This window comes from Citrobacter sp. KTE30 (assembly GCF_000398825.1).
Lineage (GTDB): Bacteria > Pseudomonadota > Gammaproteobacteria > Enterobacterales > Enterobacteriaceae > Citrobacter > Citrobacter freundii.
In genome coordinates this window covers 2,876,893-2,898,512 of record NZ_KB976055.1, presented here as the reverse complement: position 1 = coordinate 2,898,512, position 21,620 = coordinate 2,876,893, and the positions used below count along the sequence as shown (strand labels likewise).

Here is a 21,620-nt window from a genome sequence, read left to right as displayed (position 1 = left end):
AAAAAAAAGCGCTGCGGTTGCAGCGCTTGAGATACTTGACTTACTTCACCTGTTGGCCTGGTTTTGCACCTTCATCCGGGCTTAACAGGAAGATATCTTTCCCGCCAGGACCTGCGGCCATTACCATCCCTTCAGAAATGCCGAAGCGCATCTTACGAGGAGCCAGGTTAGCAACCATAATGGTCTGGCGGCCAATCAGGGTTTGTGGATCCGGATACGCAGAACGAATACCAGAGAAGACGTTTCGTTTCTCACCACCGAGATCCAGCGTCAGACGCAGCAGTTTGTCGGAACCTTCCACGAATTCGGCGTTTTCAATCAACGCTACGCGCAGGTCAACTTTGGCGAAATCGTCAAAGGTGATGGTTTCCTGAATCGGGTCATCCGCCAGCGGACCGGTTACTGGTGCGGCAGCGGCTTTCACTTCTTCTTTCGACGCTTCCACCAGCGCTTCAACTTGTTTCATGTCGATGCGATTGTAAAGCGCTTTAAAGGTGTTGACCTTGTGACCGAGCAGTGGCTGCTCAATGGCATCCCAGCTCAGTTCGCAGTTCAGGAACGCTTCCACACGCTCAGCAAGCGTTGGCAGAACCGGCTTCAGGTAGGTCATCAGCACACGGAACAGGTTAATGCCCATGGAGCAAATTGCCTGCAGGTCGGCATCGCGGCCTTCCTGTTTAGCCACAACCCACGGTGCTTGTTCGTCAACGTAGCGGTTTGCCACGTCGGCCAACGCCATGATTTCACGAATAGCTTTACCAAATTCACGGCTTTCCCATGCTTCGCCGATCACTGCTGCTGCGTCGGTGAAGGTTTTATACAGCGCCGGGTCGGCCAGCTCAGTCGCCAGAATGCCGTCAAAACGCTTAGCAATAAAGCCTGCATTACGGGATGCCAGGTTGACTACTTTGTTGACGATATCGGCATTAACGCGCTGGACAAAGTCCTCCAGGTTCAGGTCGATGTCATCAATACGTGAAGATAGTTTCGCCGTGTAGTAATAGCGCAGACTGTCGGCATCGAAGTGCTTCAGCCAGGTGCTTGCCTTAATGAAGGTGCCACGAGATTTAGACATCTTCGCGCCGTTCACCGTCACATAACCGTGGACGAACAGGTTGGTCGGCTTACGGAAGTTACTGCCTTCCAGCATGGCAGGCCAGAACAGGCTGTGGAAGTAAACGATATCCTTACCGATGAAGTGATACAGCTCGGCGTCGGAATCTTTCTTCCAGTATTCATCAAAGCTGGTGGTGTCACCGCGCTTATCGCACAGGTTTTTGAATGAACCCATATAGCCAATTGGCGCGTCCAGCCAGACGTAGAAGTATTTGCCAGGCGCATTCGGGATTTCAAAACCGAAGTACGGGGAATCGCGGGAAATATCCCACTGTTGCAGGCCGGATTCGAACCATTCCTGCATTTTGTTGGCGACCTGCTCCTGTAACGCGCCGCTGCGCGTCCACGCCTGCAGCATTTCGCTGAATGACGGCAGATCAAAGAAGAAGTGTTCGGAGTCACGCATCACCGGCGTCGCGCCAGACACAACGGATTTCGGCTCGATAAGTTCGGTCGGGCTGTAGGTTGCGCCGCAGACTTCACAGTTATCGCCGTACTGATCCGGAGACTTACATTTCGGGCAGGTGCCTTTAACAAAACGATCCGGCAGGAACATGCCTTTTTCCGGATCGTAAAGCTGGGAGATTGTACGGTTCTTAATAAAACCGTTTTCCTTCAGGCGCGTGTAAATCAGCTCAGACAGCTCACGGTTCTCTTCGCTGTGCGTCGAGTGGTAGTTGTCATAGCTGATGTCAAAACCTGCAAAATCAGTCTGATGCTCCTGACTCATTTCACCGATCATCTGCTCTGGCGTGATCCCAAGCTGCTGTGCTTTCAGCATGATTGGCGTACCGTGTGCGTCGTCCGCGCAGATGAAGTTAACCTGGTGGCCGCGCATTCGCTGGTAACGGACCCAGACATCAGCCTGGATGTGCTCCAGCATATGGCCGAGGTGGATTGAGCCGTTGGCGTACGGCAGCGCGCACGTTACCAGAATTTTCTTCGCGACTTGAGTCATAGTGGGCAATTACTTCTTTTGTAGTGAAAAGGGCTTTGATAGTACCAAAATGGTAATTACTGCGCCAAGCGATAAGGGCATTTATCCGTAAATGAATAATTGTTGCGGTTGGAGTAAACTACCTGGTGACTATTGTATATTCAGAACAACAAAAAGGAGTCGGGATGAACGCACAATCCCAGGCCAAATCACCAGAGACCCTGCGCGCCATGGTTGCCGGGACGCTGGCGAATTTTCAGCATTCAACCCTGAAGCATAATCTGACGACGCTTAAAGCGTTGCACCACGTCGCCTGGATGGATGACACGTTGCACGTTGAGCTGGTCATGCCGTTCGTTTGGCATAGCGCGTTTGAGGACTTAAAAGAGCAATGTAGCGCCGATCTGCTGCGTATTACCGGCGCGAAAGCGATCGACTGGAAACTGTCGCATAACATCGCGACGCTGAAACGCGTGAAAAATCAGCCAGGTATTAATGGTGTGAAAAACATCATCGCCGTCAGTTCAGGTAAAGGTGGCGTGGGTAAATCCTCTACCGCCGTGAACCTGGCGCTGGCGCTGGCTGCAGAAGGGGCGAAGGTGGGGATTCTGGACGCCGATATTTATGGTCCGTCTATCCCGACAATGCTTGGCGCGGAAAACCAGCGTCCAACCTCGCCAGATGGTACCCACATGGCGCCGATCATGTCTCATGGTCTGGCAACGAACTCCATTGGTTATCTGGTCACTGACGATAACGCGATGGTGTGGCGCGGCCCGATGGCCAGTAAAGCGCTGTTGCAGATGTTGCAGGAAACCTTATGGCCGGATCTTGATTATCTGGTACTGGATATGCCGCCAGGCACTGGTGACATCCAGTTGACGCTGGCGCAGAACATTCCGGTAACGGGCGCGGTTGTTGTCACTACGCCGCAGGACATCGCGCTGATCGATGCGAAAAAAGGCATTGTGATGTTCGAAAAAGTCGAAGTGCCGGTATTGGGTATTGTTGAGAATATGAGTATGCATATTTGCAGCAATTGTGGCCATCATGAGCCAATCTTTGGCACCGGTGGCGCGCAGAAACTGGCCGAGCAGTACCACACCCAACTGCTGGGACAAATGCCGCTGCATATTTCTCTGCGTGAAGACCTCGATCGCGGTACGCCGACGGTTATCAGCCGTCCAGACAGCGAATTTACCGCCATTTACCGCGACCTTGCAGGGCGTGTGGCGGCACAGCTGTATTGGCAGGGAGAAGTTATTCCGGGCGAGATTGCTTTCCGCGCGGTGTAATTTATAGCGTTACAGATATTCACCGCATTAATGTATTATTGATGCGGTGAATATATTAAATTTAAAAATATTACGATATTGTTCATTCTGTGTTTATAATTCATACCTTTTTCCGAATAAATCATCTCAATGCATCATTGTAATTGATCAAATCTATCTCATTAATCTACAATTTCAATTGGATTGAACAGCGCGTTTTGCCCGTATTACGCTGACAGGCCATCTGCATGTTATTTGATGTTAACCACAGAGGTGACGATAAAAATGAAAATTAGCTCGCTGATGGGAACTATCATTCTGACTTATGGAATAAGTGCATCTGCGTTTGCTTCCGATACCGCGACCTTAACAATCAGTGGACGAGTAACCAAACCAACCTGTAGTACCGATGTTGTGAATAACGACGTGCAACAGCGGTGTGGCAAGACACTTCATTTTTCAACTGTTAACGATATTGCTTCTTCACCTGCGCGCGGGGTGGTGACGGAAGTGGTTACAGTCCCTGGCGATACCACGCGACAGATCGTACTCAATCGCTACGATTAAAAAGAACGCCTTTATTAACCACATATCATTTTAATGAATGATATGTGGTTTTTTATGCATAGAATAAATCCTTCCTGGCAGTTAATTGCATAGATTTATTAATTCTGAAAATAATACAAATCCTGATTTATTTGTTGCATGTATATTGCGATTTGTAACTTGTTTTAAATCAATAAAACAACGTGTTTACATTGCGGCAACGTTTCAGCTGTGAGAATTTCTTTTCAAGAGATAACTGCTCTTAACAAATCGAAATTAATTCATTAGGGAAGATATTATGAAACGTTCAATTATTTCTGCTGCTGTTCTGTCTGTTGTATTTATGAGCGCTGGGGCTTTTGCTGCTGATACCGATCAGGGTGAATTAATTATTACGGGTAAGGTGGTTGGAACTACCTGTAAATTTACTGGTGATTCCACCGCGACTATTGGTATGAACCAAATTGGTGCTGACAGATTAAATGCTTTGAGTGCTGGTGGTGTTTATGATGGTTACACAAATAAAACTACTGTACCACTGACAGTAGAGTGTACGGGGACTGAAGCACCGAAAATTACTTTTTCCAGTTCTCAATTCGACAGCACGAATAAATACATTACACGAAATACTGCCTCGAATAACGGTGCTGGTTTTGCAGTCTATTATGGTAATGAACAGGTTAATCCTGAGTCTGGTATTCAGTTAACCAAAACAGCCGACAATAAATATGTTCTGGACTTTAGTGCGCGTTATGCGAAAGTTGGAACTGGTATTGTCGAGAGTGGTGATGTTGCCTCTTCGCTTACGATGACCGTAGTTACTGATTAAGATTACTATCCTGTTTGTCGGCGGCTGCGGCCGCCGATTATTTCTGTAGTAAGGATAATTATAATGAAAAAGATATTAGCATTATTTTTGGCTGGCACAGTATTGCCTGCGTGGGGTGGGATTTATATTTACGGTACGCGTATCATTTATCCGGCGCAGAAAAAAGAGATTACCGTGCAGTTAATGAATGAAGGCAATCGCAGTGCACTCGTCCAGTCGTGGATTGATGATGGTGACACCGACCTGCCGCCGGAGAAAATTCAGGTACCGTTTGTGATGACACCGCCGGTGGCAAAGGTGAGCGGTGGTTCTGGCCAACAGCTGAAAATTAAGCTGTTGCCAAATACGTTGCCGAAAGATCGCGAAAGTTTATTCTTCCTTAACGTGCTGGATATCCCACCGAACTCTGCGGATTCCGAAGGTAAGAACATCATTAAATTTGCGATGCAAAACCGTATTAAATTTATTTATCGCCCACAGGGAATTGCCGGCGTTGATAAAAATAGCTTTACCCAACTGAACATCAGGAATAGTGGTAGCGGTATTACAATCAAGAATAATTCGGCTAACTGGATAACTATCCCTGAGCTTAGCGGTAAAGCGAAACTTAATAAAGAAACTATGCTGTTGGCACCGTGGTCAGAAAAAATGCTGAGCACTGCTGCTATTGTGAGTCATTACAATGTTACGCTTATTGATGATCACGGCAATTATTTGAGTGAAAAAATCAAAACTGAAAAATAGCTCAAGGACTGGCTATGTCAAAGATTAATTCGATTACACTGGCCATTTTGTCGGTGCTGGCGACTTCATCATCTGTATGGGCTGAAGAAGAAACGTTTGACACCCACTTTATGATTGGTGGTTTAAATGGTGAAAAAATATCACGCTATCTAATTGATGGTGATAAGCCCATGCCAGGCATGTACGAGATGGACGTTTATCTGAATAATCAGTGGCGTGGTCAGTATGATATTAATATTAAAACCGATCCCGATGAAACATGTTTATCCTGGGCACAATTACAGCAGATAGGCATTCGTACCGACGGTATTAAAGCGGATAAAAGCGTGGATTGTGTTTCGCTACGTTCAGCAGTCCAGGGCGGCAGCATAGGGTATGATATTGGGCAGTTTGCATTAAATCTGAGCGTACCTCAGGCATTTGTGAACGAATATGAACCGGGTTATATGCCTCCAGAAACTTGGGATCGTGGAATAAATGCGTTTTATACGGCTTATTATGTCAGCCAGTATTACAGTGATTATAAACACGGCGGTAATGATAAAAGTAGCTATGTTAATCTGAACAGCGGATTGAATTTGCTTGGCTGGCAGTTGCATTCGAATGCCAACTATACCAAAGGCAACGAAGGTAGCGGTGAGTGGAAAAGTAATACGTTATATGTGGAACGTGGTATTCCGTCAATTCTCGGTACATTGCGCGCCGGGGACATGTATACCGGGGCAGATATTTTTGACGCGGTACGCTTTCGCGGGGTGCGTATCTGGCGTGATATGCAAATGTTACCGAACTCAAAACAGAATTTTACCCCTGTAGTACGTGGTATTGCCCAGAGCAACGCGCTGGTAACCATCGAACAAAACGGTTTTGTGATTTATCAAAAAGAGGTCTCTCCAGGCCCATTTGCTATTGATGATTTGCAGCTTGCCGGCGGTGGTGCAGATCTGGATGTGAGTGTTAAAGAGGCAGATGGTTCGATAAGACATTACCTGGTACCTTATTCATCGGTACCGAATATGTTGCAGACGGGTGTGGCGAAATATGATTTAGCTGCCGGACGTAGCGATATTGCAGGTGCGAGTAATCAGTCTGATTTTATGCAGGGTAGTTATTTTTATGGCTTGAACAATCTGCTTACAGTTTATGGCGGCTCAATGTTATCGGATAACTATTATTCATTTGTGCTTGGCACAGGATGGAATACGCCAATTGGTGCGGTTTCGGTAGACGCCACACGATCGCACAGTGAGCAGGATAACGGCGTTTTTGACGGACAGAGTTATCAGGTAGCATGGAATAAATATGTTGCACAGACCGGAACTCAGTTTGCGCTGGCGGCCTTTCGCTACTCTTCGCGGGATTATCGTACCTTTAACGATCACGTTTGGGCGAATAACAAAAATAGCTACAACCGCGATGAAAATGATGTTTATGACATTGCTGATTATTATCAGAATGACTTTGGCCGTAAGAACAGTTTTTCCCTGAACATCAATCAGGCATTGCCTGGCGACTTGGGATTTCTGGCCGTAAGCGGTTTGTGGCGTGATTACTGGCAACGCAGCGGAACGGGTAAAGATTATCAAATAAGTTATTCGAACTCCTGGCAACGTATAAGCTATACCTTTGCCGTTAGCCAAACGTACGATGAGAATAATCACGAGGATAAGCGTTTTAACCTGTATATCTCCATCCCATTCTCGTGGGGGGACGGGATATCTACCCCTCGCCGCGATCTGTTTGTCTCTAACTCAACGACATTCGATGATGACGGTTATCAGTCGAATAACACCAGCTTAAGCGGGGTGGCGGGTAATCGCGATCAGTTTAGCTACGGCGCCAACCTCAGCCATCAGCGGCAGGGGAATGAAACAACTGCGGGCGGTAATATGGCTTGGCGCGCGCAGATAGCGACCATAGGCGGCAGCTACAGCCAGTCGAATAAGTATCAACAGGCCAGCGGTAATATTCAGGGCGGTGTTGTGGTGTGGTCTGACGGCGTGGCGCTGACGTCCCGGCTTTCCGATACTTTCGCCATTGTTAAAGCGCCGGGTTTACAGGGGGCGGCGGTGCAGGGACATCGTTACTTAACAACGGACAGCAAAGGTTACGCTGTGTATGACAGCCTGACGCCGTATCGTGAAAATATGCTGATGCTGGATTTGTCCGACAGTAAAAGCGACGTGGCGCTGCTGGGTAATCGTAAAGCTACTGTCCCTTATCGCGGCGCGGTCGTGATGACGGAGTTTGAAACCGATCGGCGTAAACTATGGTATTTCCTCGCCCAACGACCAGACGGCTCTCCGTTATCGTTCGGCTATGAGGTTGAAGATAGCGCAGGTAATAACGTCGGTCTGATCGGCCAGGGCAGTCGGTTATTTATTCGCACCAACGACATTCCCGCATCGGTACGCGTCGTGGTTAATAAAAAGCAGGGACAATTCTGCACGATTATCTTCGATAAGGTGATTGATGAGAATAAAGTCTATATTTGCCGATAAGGGATTCGTTTATGAAAAAATATTGGGTTTTAATTTTATGGTTGCTTCCTTTCTTGGGGCAGGCTAAATGTACCTTAGGTTCGAATACATCAGCACAACAAACGATAGAGCTGGACATGACGACAGTAAAGGTGGGTTCTCCTGTTCGTCTTTTAATAAACACAAACCTAAACGATACTTTTTCATGTAATGAAAATACAGATTTTATGGATTATACGACGCCATTTCAAAACTATGTCATAGAATTGAAGGAGCCCGGTGCGAATAAATCTATTTTTCTAAAATTTAACATGCTCGAAAATACTGAATTTCCTGTTGCGACGGGTAATGGGGGAGGGGTAATTGCCTCAAAATCATATACAACACAAGAGGCGTTTAACTCAAAACCATTTATTCTTGAAGTTTCATATATAACACCTGGCAGTGCTGATTTAGCGATATCTAGTGGTAATACGATAAATTTGGGGCGTCCGGCAATCAATATTTTAGCTGATAATTCATGTCGGAAGAGTCTTGGGGCGTGGCTATGGTGTTGGTTGACAGGTAAACTGAGCGGTAAAAACACTTACGCACAAAATATTACATTTACCGTCAAGCACAAACCAACAACCTGTCGTTTCTCCCAGTCGACATACGAAATTAAGATGCCGAATACGACGCTAAAAGAAATGTTAAGCGCAAACAATACTAAATCTGGTTCCACAGAACTGGAACTGAAATGCGAAAGCATCAATAACGTCACAACCAATCCAGTGAGTTTTAAAGTGGTACGCGGCGACTGGGATAGTAGTGGAACGATACTGAAAAATACCGTAATGAATGGCGCAAAGGGAGTGGGTTTCCAGATTTTTAACGGCAGTGCGACATCGCCGTTGAAATTGGGGGATACGCTGATGAACAAAATAGCTAAACTGACTGAAATAAAAAGTAGTTACACTTTTCCCATCACTGCGAAATATGTTCGCGTAACAGGAGAATCACTACAGCCTGGTGACGTACAAAGCAAAGTGACCTTTGCGGTATCTTACGACTAATTGATTGGTGGTTATCTCACGTACTTTCTTGCTGAAAGTACGTGTTTTTATTCGATTAACGGTGATAAAAAATCTCGCCATCGTAAGCTTTAATGATCTTAGCATCGGCATCATTGACCAGCACATACGCGCCGCCCATGTAGGTCCAGTGGGTGCCTGCCGTCGGCGCGGGCAGATTGCGTAGATTCCACTGTTTAATGGTGTATTCTTCGGTGAGATACAGTGGTGGAACCTTGTCACCGGGTTTGAAATGGGTGAAGTCAGCAATAAAGCTGCTTAGTTCATACTTATCGATACCGGTGGGGGCAGCTGTTGCGGTTGGCGCGGCCCAGACGACGCTGCTTGCAAGCAGAAGTGCACCCAGCAACATTTTATTCTTCATACCCATCCTCTCTACCTCTTCGGGTCATCAAAATCAGTCATGTATCATTCCTGGCATACCGGATGTCTGACAAGCACTATTTTGTGATCACTCCAGTCATTTCGTAAAAAGTGTAAATGAAAGTACAGAATTGCAGCAACCTTGACCAGTAGTTTCACTGTGAGGGCGGGTAGTACGCCAATTTACATCGCTAAGCACAGGCAGTATCCTGTTACTGAAACCAGCGTATTACGTTTGTGTTTCAACGACTCGGGGTGCCCTTCTTTGTGAAGGCTGAGAAATACCCGTACCACCTGATCTGGATAATGCCAGCGTAGGGAAGTCTGACACTGCCCGTGTCCCTTCTTCGCGCGGGCAGGAGCTGAACCATGCAGCCTGACCTGCACAGCCGCGCGCTCGCGGCTCACACTTTGCACCAATTTAGAACCCTATCCCCGCTCACACACTGTATGACCAATGAGGTCGTGCAAAGCTTTACTGCCAATACATTACTGGCGCTGGGCGCATCGCCGGCGATGGTGATCGAACCTGAAGAAGCCAGCCAATTCGCCGCTATTGCCAGTGCATTGCTGGTTAATGTCGGCACCTTAACTCAGGAGCGGGCCATGGCGATGCGCGCCGCCGTTGAGCGGGCTTATCATGCTAAAACCCCGTGGACGCTCGATCCCGTTGCCGTAGGCGCGCTTGAGTTTCGCCGCCGCTTTTGTCTGGATTTATTGTCGCTACAGCCTGCTGCTATTCGTGGCAACGCTTCGGAAATACTTGCTCTGGCCGGCATGAACGGTGGGGGACGCGGCGTGGATACAACCGATACAGCTGTCGCTGCGCTTCCGGCAGCGCAGGCGCTGGCTCGTCAGATTGGGACCATTGTCGTGGTTACCGGCGAAGTGGATTACGTCACCGATGGTCAGCGTACCGTTGGCGTGGACGGCGGCGACCCGTTAATGACTTGCGTGGTGGGCACCGGATGCGCGCTATCAGCGGTTGTTGCAGCCAGTTGTGCCTTGCGTGGTGACCGACTTGATAACGTCGCCTCCGCTTGTAGCTGGATGAAACAGGCCGGGCAAATCGCCACCGAGCAATCAAACGGGCCGGGCAGCTTTGTCCCGGCATTTCTCGACGCCCTCTATAACCTGAACGCCCAGGAGTAAGCATGAAACGGATTAACGCATTAACGATCGCCGGAACCGATCCAAGCGGTGGCGCGGGTATTCAGGCCGATTTAAAAACCTTCTCGGCGCTGGGCGCATACGGCTGTTCCGTTATTACGGCGTTGGTGGCGCAAAATACGCGCGGGGTGCAGTCGGTGTATCGTATTGAACCTGACTTTGTCGCTGCGCAGCTGGACTCTGTGTTGAGTGATGTGCGTATCGACACCACAAAAATTGGTATGTTGGCGGAGACGGATATTGTTGAAGCGGTCGCCGAACGTTTGCGTCGTCATCGGGTACAAAATGTGGTGCTGGACACGGTGATGTTGGCGAAAAGCGGCGATCCGTTGCTGTCACCCTCGGCGGTAGAAACGCTGCGTACCCGTTTGCTGCCACAGGTTTCGATTATCACCCCTAATTTACCCGAAGCTGCTGCACTGCTCGGGGCATCGCATGCGCAGACTGAGCAGGAGATGTTAGAGCAGGGAAGAGCGCTACGGGCGCTGGGTTGCGAGGCGGTGTTGATGAAGGGCGGTCATCTGGATGACGCGCAAAGCCCCGACTGGCTCTTTACTCGCGACGGCGAGCAGCGTTTTACCGCGCCGAGGGTGATGACCAAAAATACCCATGGCACCGGTTGTACGCTATCGGCGGCGTTGGCAGCCCTGCGTCCGCGCCATAACAACTGGTCCGATACCGTACAGGAAGCCAAACTGTGGCTTTCAGCGGCGCTGGCACAGGCAGACACGCTGGAGGTTGGCGAGGGAATTGGTCCGGTGCATCATTTTCACGCGTGGTGGTAATGGGTATACTGGCTGCAGAAACGGCGGCCAGGGAAAAGATAAATGGAACAAGCGCATACCCAGCTTATCGCACAACTGAATGAACGTATTTCAGCGGCGGATAACACGCCGCTGTATATGAAATTTGCGCAGACGGTGAAGAATGCTGTGCGCAGTGGGATCCTGGAGCACGGCAATATCCTGCCCGGCGAGCGCGACCTCAGCCAGTTGACCGGCGTTTCTCGGATTACGGTACGCAAGGCGATGCAGGCCCTGGAAGAAGAAGGTGTAGTAACACGTGCCCGCGGTTACGGAACGCAAATCAACAATATCTTCGAGTATTCGCTCAAAGAAGCGCGCGGTTTTTCTCAGCAGGTGGTGTTGCGTGGTAAAAAACCGGATACGTTGTGGGTTAACAAAAGAATTGTACCTTGCCCGGAAGAGGTGGCACAGCAGTTGGCAGTTGTCACAGGAAGTGATGTCTTTCTGCTCAAACGCATTCGTTACGTTGACGAAGACGCAGTATCTATTGAAGAGTCTTGGGTACCCGCACATCTAATTCATGATGTGGATGCCATTGGTGTTTCTCTGTATGACTATTTTCGTAGCCAGCATATTTTCCCACAGCGTACGCGCTCACGCGTTAGCGCCAGAATGCCGGATGCAGAGTTCCAGGCGCACATTCAAATGGATAGTAAAGTGCCGGTACTGGTGATCAAGCAGGTAGCGCTTGACCAGCAGCAACGGCCTATTGAATACAGCATCAGTTACTGTCGTAGCGATCTATACGTTTTTGTGTGCGAGGAGTAGCGCCTCGCGTGATGGGGCGCAATCGCCGCCACGATGCCCAACTACCCAGGACGCCACCGCGTTACCTAACAGCACTGAGTCGGCCAGCGTCCAGCCAGACGCTAGTCCGGCCAGCATGCCGCCGGCATGGCTGTCTCCTGCGCCGATAGTATCAATGACCGCCGTTGCAAATGCCGGTACGCAGCCGGATGTCTGTGCGCTGAAATACCATGCGCCGTCTTTATCGTGACGCACGACCACCGGTGCGGTGAAACGCTGCACCCATTCTGCGCCAAAACCTTCCACATCCTGACTCAATGCAAATCGCTCGGCAGCAATTTCCGCCTCCTGACGATTAAGTGACACCAGCGGACGGCAGGCCATAATTCGTACCAGTAAGGGCTCGGGAATGTCGCCGATGCGCGGGCCAAAATCGATAAACGGTGTCACCTCTTCCAGTCCTTCCAGCCACTGCACCAGCAATTCACCGCACGGGGACGCTAGCTGATAACCCGAGAGATACACCAGGCTATGACGCGGGATATCCAGCTGTGCCAGCCAGGCGGCATTCCACTGATTCTCAACGCCGCTAAAGGACATAAAGGTACGTTCGCCATCCGGTTCCACCAGCGCCAGACACCAGCCGTTATCGCCTTCGGCGTTGTCGATCAGGCTGTGCAGCCCCTCTTTTGCCATCCGATTGCGGATAATGTCGGCCCACACCCCCTGACCCAGCGGTAACGCATTACTGGCGTCGATACCTAAACGCTTGAGCGCTACGGCAATATTGAGTGCGCAGCCGCCAACGTTCACGCCTTGCTGTTTGAGTTCGATATCACAGCCTCGCCAGGGGAGGGCATACGCATCGGCAATGACATCAATCACCGCTGCACCCACCACCGTTACTGGCCGCTGTGTTCGTAACTGCGAGAGAAGTTGTTGCAGGCGCATGGTGCTCATAGCGCCTCCCGCTGCTCACGCAGTCGTATTAACCCGTTGGCGTAGCGGGTAAAGTCCAGCTCATTAACCGCATCCAACTCCTGCTTCAATGCCGGGTCAATCGCGTCGACGCCGTGCAGCGCGCCACAAATGGCGGTTGCCATCGCTCCGATGGTATCGGTATCGCCGCCGAGGTTCGCGCACAGAATGGCGCAGCGGTTGGGATCGGTCTGCGCCAGTTCGACCATCGCGATGGCGCAAGGCACAGACTCAATGGTGCTGGTTCCTGCCCCCACAACCTGATACAACTGCTCGCTGGCGGACTCAATGCCGTCGGCGTTACGGACGATTTTCAGCGCCATCTCAAGGCGTGCAGAGAGAGAGGCGCTAAAGGTAGTGATCCGCTTTTGCTGCGCATGCAGGGCAATGGCAGGCAGCGCATCAACAATCTCTGACCATGTTCCTCCGTCGATGGCGCGCGATACCGCCCACGCGACGACAACGGCTCCCGCGATAGCCAGATCCGATTTATGCGTCGGGCTGGAGGCCAGTGCCACATCATCGATAAAGGCATCAAGATTGCGAGCGGGTAGCAGGCATCCCAGTGGCGAAACGCGCATTGCCGCACCGTTGGTCACGCCATTATTCTCCAGTTCGGCGACAGGTTTGCCGTCGCGAATGGCTTTGAGCGCAATTTTTGAGGTCGGACCGAGCACGTTTTTATTAAAGGCATCAAAACGCTCTGCCCAGGCCAGAATATTGCGACCAATAACGTCGGGTACAATCTCTCCGTCGCACTCAAGCAGGGCATCTGCCAGACACAGCGCCATAGACGTGTCATCAGTAAACTCTGCCTGGTTAAAGTAGCAGGCAGCATTATTTTCCGCCGGACCAGGCAAAAAACTGTCGATCCAACCGAAATGGGCTTTAACCCGGGTTCTTGGCCACAGTTCCGACGGCATGCCCATCGCATCCCCTAACGCCTGCCCATAAAGAGCACCGAGAATACGTTCTGCTTTCATTTTACTTCCCCTTGTTTCAACGCTACATCGCGATCGTCCACCTTAATGGCGGTGATTTCTTTGTCAGATTCGCGAAAGAAAATCATAAACATCACGGCAATGACGGCAATCATGACCGCGCCAAATCCCCACATGCCAGCCCAGTTAAAGGTGAGACCATTAACCGGTTCCTGGTAAGCAAACATTTTTTCCATCATCACGCCGCCCAGGCGGTAACCGAGCAGGCTGCCGAATCCCTGACAGCAGAGGGTGATAAGCCCTTGCGCTGCGGTGCGCATGTGAACCGGCGCTTTTTTATCGACATAGATGTAGGCCGTGACGTAATAGAAGTCGTAACTGACGCCGTGCAGCAGAATGCCGAGAAACAGCAGGGCGTAAGTGAAATATTCTTCCGCACCGCCGTAAACGAAAAATCCGTAGCGGATCGCCGCAGTAATAAGACCAAGTAACAATACCTTTTTAATGCCAAAGCGTTTGGTGAAAAATGGTAGCGCCAGCATAAAGAAGATTTCAGAGAACTGGCCCAGCGTCATCCAGCCGGTGGCGTTTTTCATTCCGACCTCTGTCAGGTAGCCGTTGGCGAAGATGTAATAGAACGCCAGTGGCATCGCAAACAGGAAAGAGCAAAAGAAAAAGACGAGGAAATTTTTATCGCGCAGCAGGATCAGCGCATCCAGACCCAGCATGACTTTGAAATCCATTTTGCCGGTACTTTTTGGTGGCGTATCCGGTAAGAAGAACGCAAAGACGCCCAACAGTGCAGAGCTTCCGGCAGTGATCAGCAGGGGAATATTGGTGGGTGAAATGTCGCTATAGCCAAGCATTTGCGGTAAGAAACCACAGGCCAAACCAGAGGCAATCCAGCCGATGGTTCCCATCACTCGTATGCGCGGGAAATCACGCTCAACGTCCGGTACGTTGGCAAAAGCAATACTGTTAGTCAGCGCAATCGTCGGCATATAGGTCAACGAATAGGCCAGTAACAGCGGGAAGAATCCGTTGAAGGTTGTTTGCTGGGCGGCGAAGTACATCAGAATAGCGCCGACGAACATCAACACCGCCAGCACTTTTTGCGCGGAGAAAAAGCGGTCAGTGATTGAACCGACCAGAATGGGCGACAGGATCGCGGCGATCGCGGTACAAGCGTAGGACCAGCCGATCTCCCCGGCGCTAAAGCCGCTTTTACTCAGCCACAGCCACAGCGGTACAAACCAGGCGCCCCAGATAAACCACTCTACAAACATCATGAACGACAGCTTAACTGTAGTTTTCATCTTTAAATCCTTCATGACAGGTAAGGTACGCATTGATAGTACCATTAGGTAATACCTTTAAAATACCTTTGTGGTCTAAATTTGACCGCCTTAACATTATTTCTTCCTGAATCGAGCCAGCAGAAGTTGCTGAAAAGTGCGCTAAAGATGGAAAAAATACGCAGTCGGTACCAGGCTTAATGCTGCCCGCAAAAAGGCGGGTCAGGACAATCCACATTCCGGTTTCAAATCGGAAATTACGGGAGCATAGCTATGACTGATATTGCGCAGTTGCTTGGCAAAGACGCCGACAACCTTTTACAGCATCGTTGTATGACCATTCCTTCTGATCAACTTTACCTGCCTGGACATGATTACGTCGACCGTGTGATGGTGGATAACAACCGGCCGCCTGCCGTGCTGCGTAACATGCAGACGCTGTATAACACCGGGCGACTGGCCGGGACAGGGTATCTGTCGATTCTGCCGGTGGACCAGGGGGTGGAGCACTCCGCTGGCGCATCGTTTGCGGCTAACCCGCTGTACTTTGATCCGAAGAATATTGTGGAGCTGGCTATCGAAGCTGGGTGTAACTGCGTGGCATCGACCTATGGCGTGCTGGCTTCTGTCTCCCGTCGCTACGCGCACCGCATTCCGTTCCTCGTTAAAATTAACCACAACGAAACGCTGAGTTATCCGAATACGTTCGACCAGACGCTGTATGCCAGCGTAGAGCAGGCGTTCAATATGGGCGCGGTTGCGGTAGGGGCAACCATCTATTTCGGTTCTGAGGAATCTCGCCGCCAGATTGAGGAGATTTCGGCCGCGTTTGAGCGCGCCCATGAGCTGGGTATGGTCACCGTGCTGTGGGCGTATCTGCGTAACTCCGCGTTTAAAAAAGATGGCGTGGATTACCATGTTTCTGCCGATCTTACCGGACAGGCTAACCATCTGGCTGCCACTATCGGAGCGGATATCGTTAAGCAGAAAATGGCGGAAAATAACGGTGGGTATAAAGCGGTTAATTTTGGCTACACCGACGATCGCGTCTACACCAAGTTGACCAGCGAGAATCCAATTGACCTGGTACGTTATCAACTGGCGAACTGTTATATGGGGCGCGCCGGGTTAATTAACTCCGGCGGCGCGGCTGGCGGCGAAACCGATCTTAGTGATGCGGTACGTACGGCGGTGATTAACAAACGAGCAGGCGGCATGGGGCTGATTCTTGGACGCAAAGCATTCAAGAAAACCATGGCCGACGGCGTTAAGCTGATTAACGCCGTGCAGGATGTTTATCTGGACAGCAAAGTTACCATCGCCTGATTACAGCCGGGGTGTCGTTGTGTTAGCGCAACAGTGGACAACCCGGCGGCAGTCTGCAACGTAACGCCTCAGGCAGGATTTCAATATGAAACTCCTGTCCGCTGAGCGGTTCGCCGTCAAGATTAAAGGTAATTTCGTGTGGGGCGCGGATATCAAACCACGATGATGCGCCCTCGATGATGTTAGGGTTGTCTTCGGATTGCGTTAACGCCGAAAGCAGCCCTGGCAACAGTTCTTCGCCGGTAAAAATGCGCAGTTGCAACAGACCATCGTTGATCAGCGCCGTTGGGCAAAGCTGTTGCCCGCCTCCAGCCTGACGACCATTACCGATACCAATCACCAGCGCCTTACCTTGCCAGTGAAAATCTTCCCCACGAATATCGCAGACGTCGGGTTTGAGCGTATCCATGCGCATTAATCCGTGGATAAAGTATGATACGCCACCCAACGCAGCTTTGAGTTTTTCCGGCGTTTCGGTAGTGATACGTGTGCCGAAGCCGCCGGTCGCCATGTTGATAAAACAGGTTTTATCATTGACCTGCACCATATCGATCGCTGTCGCATTTGCGGCAATAGCCAGCTTTAACGCCTTATCAAGGTCGTCGGGTATCCCCACGCTGGTGGCAAAATCATTTGCCGTTCCCAACGGTAAAATACCCAGCGCCGGAATATTGTCGCCCTGCGACTGGATCAGCGCCGTCGAAACTTCGTTGATGGTGCCGTCGCCGCCGCCGGCAATCACCGTTTCAACGCCTAGCTGACGAGCTTCATCAACGTAGCGTTGGGCATCGCCTTTTTCCCAGGTCACGCGAACATGGATTTCCACGCCTTCATCGCGAAGCTTCGCAATGGCATCACGCAGGGGGAGATTATCAGCACTTTTTCCATTGAGGATCAGTAAACTGGCAGGGAACGCTATCATCCGTTTGCCTCACTTTTTTTCGTTTTAACAAGTGTATGCCAGGAAAGTGTTTATGGCGTAAGAACTGACTGAAAGCGCAGGCGAAGAGATAAAAAAAGCCGCAGAGCGCGGCTTTTCAGATTGGGCAGACGTTACTGCGGGAACCACTGATCGCTGATTTTCTGGTACGTGCCGTCAGCTTTGATTGCCGCCAGCGCGCTGTTCAGTTTTTCCAGCAGGGCTTTGTTATCCGGGCGAACCGCGATGCCAAGGCCAGTACCGAAGTATTGCGGGTCGGTTACTTTGTCAGTGGCTACGCCTAACTGCGGGTTGGTTTTCAGCCACTCGTTAACCACAGCAGTATCGCCAAATACGCCATCAATACGGCCATTTTTCAGGTCGATAATCGCATTCTGATAGCTATCGTAGGCCACGGTTTTCACCTCAGGATGTTTATCCTGCAGGTATTTCTGATGGGTGGTGCCGTTTTCCATACCGATGCGCTTACCTTTCAGGTCGGCAAAGGTTTTATAGGTGTCTTTTTTCGCAATCACCAGCGCGGAGTTGGCATAGTAAGGCTGAGTAAATGCAACCTGCTTGCTACGCTCAGGTGTGATATCCATTCCGGAAATAACCGCATCATATTTCTTGAATTTCAGCGCGGGGATCAGGCTATCGAAAGCGTGATTGGTGAAAGTACATTCTGCCTGCATTTGTTTGCACAGCGCCGTTGCCAGGTCGATGTCAAAACCGACAATTTTATTACTAGCGTCCAGTGATTCAAATGGCGGATACGTGGCTGATACACCGAAACTAATTTTATCAGCAGCTGAGGCGCCAGCGGCGAAAGTAGCAAGTAATGCGGCCAGTACTAACTTTTTCATGGTGGAACTCCCGTCTGTCAATCTTATGATTATTTACCGTGTCTGCGGCGTGGATTAACAATGCCATTTAATGAATTTATATGCAATAAAAATGATTAAATATTTTTAATGGCATAAAAAAAGACGGACAATTTAGGTTGTTGTCCGTCTTTATATTTTTTGCTTATGCACATTTTTCGGATGGCGGTATTAGACCTTATCCGACCTACAAAGGCACAAATACCGATTTAATTCCGATGTTCAAACGCCAGCGCTTTACGCTCTATTAAGCGCATCATCAGCGTCAGCAAGCCGTTGACGATCAGGTAAATCACACCCGCAGCACCGAATACCATAACGTCATAAGTACGGCCGTACAGCAGCTGGCTATAACCCATGACTTCCATCAGGGTGATGGTGTAAGCCAGTGAGGTACTTTTAAATACCAGCACCACTTCGTTGGAATATGAGGAGAGGGCGCGTTTAAAGGCGTACGGCAACAGAATAGCCAGCGTATCCTTTTTGCTCATCCCCAATGCACCGCAGGACTGCCACTGGCCTTCCGGGATTGCACGGATAGCGCCGTAGAACAGTTGCGTGGTGTAGGCCGCACTGTTTAACGACAGCGCAATTAAGGCGCATAACCAGGGTTCAGAGAGCAGATGCCACAGTACCGGATATTCTTGCAATGCCGGAAACTGTCCTGGTCCGTAGTAGATCAGGAAGATTTGCACCAGCAGCGGTGTACCGGTGAACAGCGTGATATAAGCGCGAACCAGCCACACCAGTACCGGCGTTTTCAGCGTCAGGATGACGGTGAAGATCAGCGCCAGTACCAGAGCAACCACGATGGAGGCGACCGTCAGCGTCAGGCTGGTATGCAGCCCTTTCAACAATTCAGGTAAATACTCAAGCATCATCCTGGTCTCCGCTCAAAACGTGTCGCGCGCAGGTCAATGCGTTTGAGAATGTACTGACTCACCAGCGTAATCACCAGGTAAATAGCGGCCGCCACAATGTACCAGGTAAACGGCTCCTGGGTACGGGTAGCGATGCTCTTGGTTTGCAACATCAGATCGTTCACGCTGATAAGGCTGACCAGCGCGGTATCTTTCAGCAATACCAGCCACTGGTTACCCAGTCCCGGTAAGGCATGACGCCACATCTGCGGCATCACCAGACGAAAGAAGATCGCGGCTTTAGACAAACCTAACGCCTGACCTGACTCCCATTGCCCGAGTGGCACGGCCTTCAGCGCGCCACGCAGCGTTTGCGACGCGTAAGCGGCATACAGCAATGACAGTGCAATGACACCGCACAGGAACGGGCTGACGTCGAAGTTTTCGATCTGCATCTGAACCGGGATTTGTACAAACCCGAGATTGATCGTAAAGCCATCGGCCAGCGTCAGCAGCAGTTGTGAGGATCCGAAATAGATAAACAAAACCACCAGAATTTCTGGCAGACCGCGCAGGATGGTGACCAGGGCCGAGCCCGCCCATGCCACCGGGCGCCATTTTACTGACTCCCAGACGGCAAAAAACATGGCGAGCGCAAGGCCAATGATCAGCGCACAAACGGCAAGGCCGACGGTCATCCCGGCGGCGCTTGCTAAAGGAAAAAATTCATTCATCAAATATTACTTCTGGAACCATTTGTTGTAGATGGTCTCGTAAGTCCCATCTTTCTTCACTTTTTCCAGCGCAGCGTTAAATTTCTGCTGCAGCTCAGTATTGCCCTGGCGCACAGCGATGCCCAGACCAGTACCGAAGTAATCTTTATCCGTGACTTTGTCGCCAACCGCGGCCAGTTTTGGATTGTCTTTCAGCCACTCTGTCACTACTGCGGTATCACCAAAGACGCCGTCAATACGACCGTTTTGCAGATCGAGTTTGGCATTCTGATAGCTGTCATACGGCACGGTAGTCACTTCCGGATGTTTATCCATGATGAATTTCTGGTGCGTCGTTCCGTTTTGAACGCCGACTTTTTTGCCTTTCAGCTGATCAATGCTGGTGTATTTACCCTGTTGGCCAACAAACAGCGCAGAGTTGTCGTAGTAAGGGGTGGTGAACAGAACCTGTTTTTCACGCTCAGGCGTGATGTCCATACCGGCCATCACCGCGTCAAAACGACGGAATTTCAGGCTCGGGATCAGGCTGTCGAAGGCCTGATTGGTGAAGGTACAGGTAGCGTCAATCTCTTTACACAGCGCATTCGCCAGATCAACGTCAAACCCTACGATCTTGTTGTTAGCATCGATCGATTCAAACGGAGGATAAGACGCTTCGGTGGCGAAACGAATGGTTTGGGCTGCGGTAGCGGAAAGGCTAAAACCTGCGATTAGCGCGGCAATCAGAACTTTTTTCATTGTATTGTCCCGAATCTTAGTGAGAAAGATAGTTTTTAAACGCTTCGGTTTGCGGGTTGGCAAAGCAGCTCGCATCCCCAAACTCGACGATATGACCGTTTTCCATGTACACCACGCGACTGGCCGTTTTACGAGCAACTTCCACTTCGTGGGTGACGATCACCTGAGTAATATTGGTTTCCGCCAGCTCACGAATGATGCTGACGATTTGGGCGGTGATTTCCGGGTCAAGCGCTGCGGTAGGCTCATCAAACAGCAGCACCTGTGGTTCCATCATCAACGCGCGGGCAATGGCCACACGCTGCTGCTGGCCGCCGGACAGATGCAGTGGATAGCGATCGCTGTACGGCTTCAGACGCAGTCGTTCCAGCAGTTTCTCGGCACGCGCCATCGCTTGCTCTTTTGTCAGACCCAGTACGCGGCAGGGCGCTTCAATCAGGTTCTGCACCACCGTGAGATGCGGCCAAAGATTATATTGCTGGAAGACCATGCCCACGTTTTGACGCAGATACCGAATGGCTTTATCTGACGGGGTTTTCGTGAAGTCGAAACGGTTACCCGCAATAGAGAGCGTGCCCGAGCGCGGCATCTCAAGCAGGTTGAGTACGCGCAGTAGCGAGCTTTTCCCGGCTCCACTTGGGCCAAGTAACACCAGTGTTTCACCCTGAGGGCAATCCAGCGTGATATCGAACAGCGCCTGATGCGCGCCGTAGAAGCAGTTAATGCCGTTTAATTGAATACTCATTGACACTCGATACTGGCAGTCTGATAGCTATTGAAGCCGCAGATACTACCTTTGACAGAATAGTTATGCAATATTTATGCGTTAAAAGTTAAATGCAAACCGCATTCTTCTCTAA

The 21,620-nt window shown here is 50.3% G+C and carries 21 protein-coding genes and 1 riboswitch; of the genes, 10 read left to right on the top strand and 11 right to left on the bottom strand.

The genetic code is table 11. The features are described from left to right. Positions 1-40: 40 nt before the first annotated feature. A complete protein-coding gene (metG, locus tag WC1_RS09150; RefSeq protein ID WP_003844377.1) occupies positions 41-2,074 on the bottom strand; it encodes a methionine--tRNA ligase in 2,034 nt (677 codons plus the stop codon). A 164-nt stretch (positions 2,075-2,238) separates the two neighbouring features. Between metG and apbC the strand changes: the two genes are divergently transcribed. The 6 genes from apbC to WC1_RS09180 all read left to right on the top strand — a co-directional run bounded on the left by apbC (position 2,239) and on the right by WC1_RS09180 (position 8,981). Then, on the top strand, positions 2,239-3,348 hold the full coding sequence (gene apbC / locus WC1_RS09155; RefSeq protein WP_003027343.1) for an iron-sulfur cluster carrier protein ApbC: 1,110 nt from the start codon (positions 2,239-2,241) through the stop codon (positions 3,346-3,348). Positions 3,349-3,612: 264 nt separating this feature from the next. Continuing rightward, the gene (locus WC1_RS09160; RefSeq protein WP_003844376.1) at positions 3,613-3,894 is read left to right on the top strand and encodes a DUF2574 family protein; all 282 of its coding nucleotides are present in this window, start codon (positions 3,613-3,615) and stop codon (positions 3,892-3,894) included. A gap of 277 nt (positions 3,895-4,171) precedes the next feature. After that, positions 4,172-4,702 carry a fimbrial protein YehD gene (yehD, locus tag WC1_RS09165; protein WP_003844375.1) on the top strand — a complete coding sequence of 177 codons (531 nt, stop codon included), beginning with the start codon at positions 4,172-4,174 and terminating at the stop codon, positions 4,700-4,702. A 63-nt stretch (positions 4,703-4,765) separates the two neighbouring features. Then, complete coding sequence (locus WC1_RS09170; protein ID WP_016150640.1) at positions 4,766-5,446, top strand: fimbrial assembly chaperone; 681 nt, start codon at positions 4,766-4,768, stop codon at positions 5,444-5,446. A 14-nt stretch (positions 5,447-5,460) separates the two neighbouring features. After that, positions 5,461-7,947 carry a fimbrial biogenesis outer membrane usher protein gene (locus WC1_RS09175; protein ID WP_016150639.1) on the top strand — a complete coding sequence of 829 codons (2,487 nt, stop codon included), beginning with the start codon at positions 5,461-5,463 and terminating at the stop codon, positions 7,945-7,947. Between the two features lie 11 nt (positions 7,948-7,958). Next, positions 7,959-8,981 carry a fimbrial protein gene (locus WC1_RS09180; RefSeq protein WP_016150638.1) on the top strand — a complete coding sequence of 341 codons (1,023 nt, stop codon included), beginning with the start codon at positions 7,959-7,961 and terminating at the stop codon, positions 8,979-8,981. A gap of 55 nt (positions 8,982-9,036) precedes the next feature. Here the strand turns inward: WC1_RS09180 and WC1_RS09185 are convergent, their stop codons facing one another. Further along, positions 9,037-9,369, bottom strand: coding sequence for an RcnB family protein (locus WC1_RS09185; protein WP_016150637.1), 333 nt, complete (start codon positions 9,367-9,369; stop codon positions 9,037-9,039). 234 nt (positions 9,370-9,603) lie between these two features. Further along, positions 9,604-9,700: riboswitch (TPP riboswitch) on the top strand. A gap of 31 nt (positions 9,701-9,731) precedes the next feature. Here WC1_RS09185 and thiM point away from each other — a divergent pair. The 3 genes from thiM to WC1_RS09200 are packed head-to-tail and all read left to right on the top strand — an operon-like array spanning position 9,732 to position 12,106. Next, complete coding sequence (gene thiM, locus WC1_RS09190) at positions 9,732-10,514, top strand: hydroxyethylthiazole kinase (RefSeq protein WP_016150636.1); 783 nt, start codon at positions 9,732-9,734, stop codon at positions 10,512-10,514. A 2-nt stretch (positions 10,515-10,516) separates the two neighbouring features. Next, positions 10,517-11,317, top strand: a complete 801-nt coding sequence (thiD, locus tag WC1_RS09195) for a bifunctional hydroxymethylpyrimidine kinase/phosphomethylpyrimidine kinase (RefSeq protein WP_016150635.1) — start codon at positions 10,517-10,519, stop codon at positions 11,315-11,317. A gap of 42 nt (positions 11,318-11,359) precedes the next feature. Next, entirely contained in the window at positions 11,360-12,106 is a 747-nt protein-coding gene (locus WC1_RS09200) for a GntR family transcriptional regulator (protein ID WP_003027325.1), read from the top strand. Here the strand turns inward: WC1_RS09200 and WC1_RS09205 are convergent. From WC1_RS09205 to WC1_RS09215, 3 genes are read right to left on the bottom strand one after another with little or no spacing between them, the layout of a single operon-like run. Further along, the gene (locus WC1_RS09205; protein WP_016150634.1) at positions 12,080-13,045 is read right to left on the bottom strand and encodes a PfkB family carbohydrate kinase; all 966 of its coding nucleotides are present in this window, start codon (positions 13,043-13,045) and stop codon (positions 12,080-12,082) included. The genes WC1_RS09200 and WC1_RS09205 overlap by 27 nt on opposite strands. Further along, positions 13,042-14,046 carry an ADP-ribosylglycohydrolase family protein gene (locus tag WC1_RS09210; protein WP_016150633.1) on the bottom strand — a complete coding sequence of 335 codons (1,005 nt, stop codon included), beginning with the start codon at positions 14,044-14,046 and terminating at the stop codon, positions 13,042-13,044. The genes WC1_RS09205 and WC1_RS09210 overlap by 4 nt, the downstream gene beginning before the upstream one ends. Further along, a complete protein-coding gene (locus tag WC1_RS09215; protein ID WP_016150632.1) occupies positions 14,043-15,320 on the bottom strand; it encodes a nucleoside permease in 1,278 nt (425 codons plus the stop codon). The genes WC1_RS09210 and WC1_RS09215 overlap by 4 nt, the downstream gene beginning before the upstream one ends. Before the next feature lie 252 nt (positions 15,321-15,572). On the opposite strand from WC1_RS09215, the gene fbaB reads away from it, so the two are divergent. After that, positions 15,573-16,625 (top strand): class I fructose-bisphosphate aldolase, encoded by a 1,053-nt coding sequence (fbaB, locus tag WC1_RS09220; protein WP_003027312.1) that lies wholly within the window; start codon positions 15,573-15,575, stop codon positions 16,623-16,625. A 22-nt stretch (positions 16,626-16,647) separates the two neighbouring features. Here fbaB and yegS read toward each other — a convergent pair whose 3' ends face one another. The 6 genes from yegS to artP form a co-directional block, all read right to left on the bottom strand. Then, on the bottom strand, positions 16,648-17,547 hold the full coding sequence (gene yegS / locus WC1_RS09225; protein ID WP_003027310.1) for a lipid kinase YegS: 900 nt from the start codon (positions 17,545-17,547) through the stop codon (positions 16,648-16,650). A gap of 131 nt (positions 17,548-17,678) precedes the next feature. Continuing rightward, positions 17,679-18,410, bottom strand: a complete 732-nt coding sequence (artJ, locus tag WC1_RS09230) for an arginine ABC transporter substrate-binding protein ArtJ (RefSeq protein WP_003027308.1) — start codon at positions 18,408-18,410, stop codon at positions 17,679-17,681. A 227-nt stretch (positions 18,411-18,637) separates the two neighbouring features. Next, the gene (gene artM / locus WC1_RS09235) at positions 18,638-19,306 is read right to left on the bottom strand and encodes an arginine ABC transporter permease ArtM (RefSeq protein ID WP_003840185.1); all 669 of its coding nucleotides are present in this window, start codon (positions 19,304-19,306) and stop codon (positions 18,638-18,640) included. Next, positions 19,306-20,022 carry an arginine ABC transporter permease ArtQ gene (artQ, locus tag WC1_RS09240; protein ID WP_003027301.1) on the bottom strand — a complete coding sequence of 239 codons (717 nt, stop codon included), beginning with the start codon at positions 20,020-20,022 and terminating at the stop codon, positions 19,306-19,308. The genes artM and artQ overlap by 1 nt, the downstream gene beginning before the upstream one ends. A 6-nt stretch (positions 20,023-20,028) precedes the next feature. Then, complete coding sequence (artI, locus tag WC1_RS09245) at positions 20,029-20,760, bottom strand: arginine ABC transporter substrate-binding protein ArtI (protein ID WP_003027298.1); 732 nt, start codon at positions 20,758-20,760, stop codon at positions 20,029-20,031. A 16-nt stretch (positions 20,761-20,776) separates the two neighbouring features. Continuing rightward, positions 20,777-21,505 (bottom strand): arginine ABC transporter ATP-binding protein ArtP, encoded by a 729-nt coding sequence (gene artP, locus WC1_RS09250; protein ID WP_016150629.1) that lies wholly within the window; start codon positions 21,503-21,505, stop codon positions 20,777-20,779. Positions 21,506-21,620 lie beyond the last annotated feature (115 nt).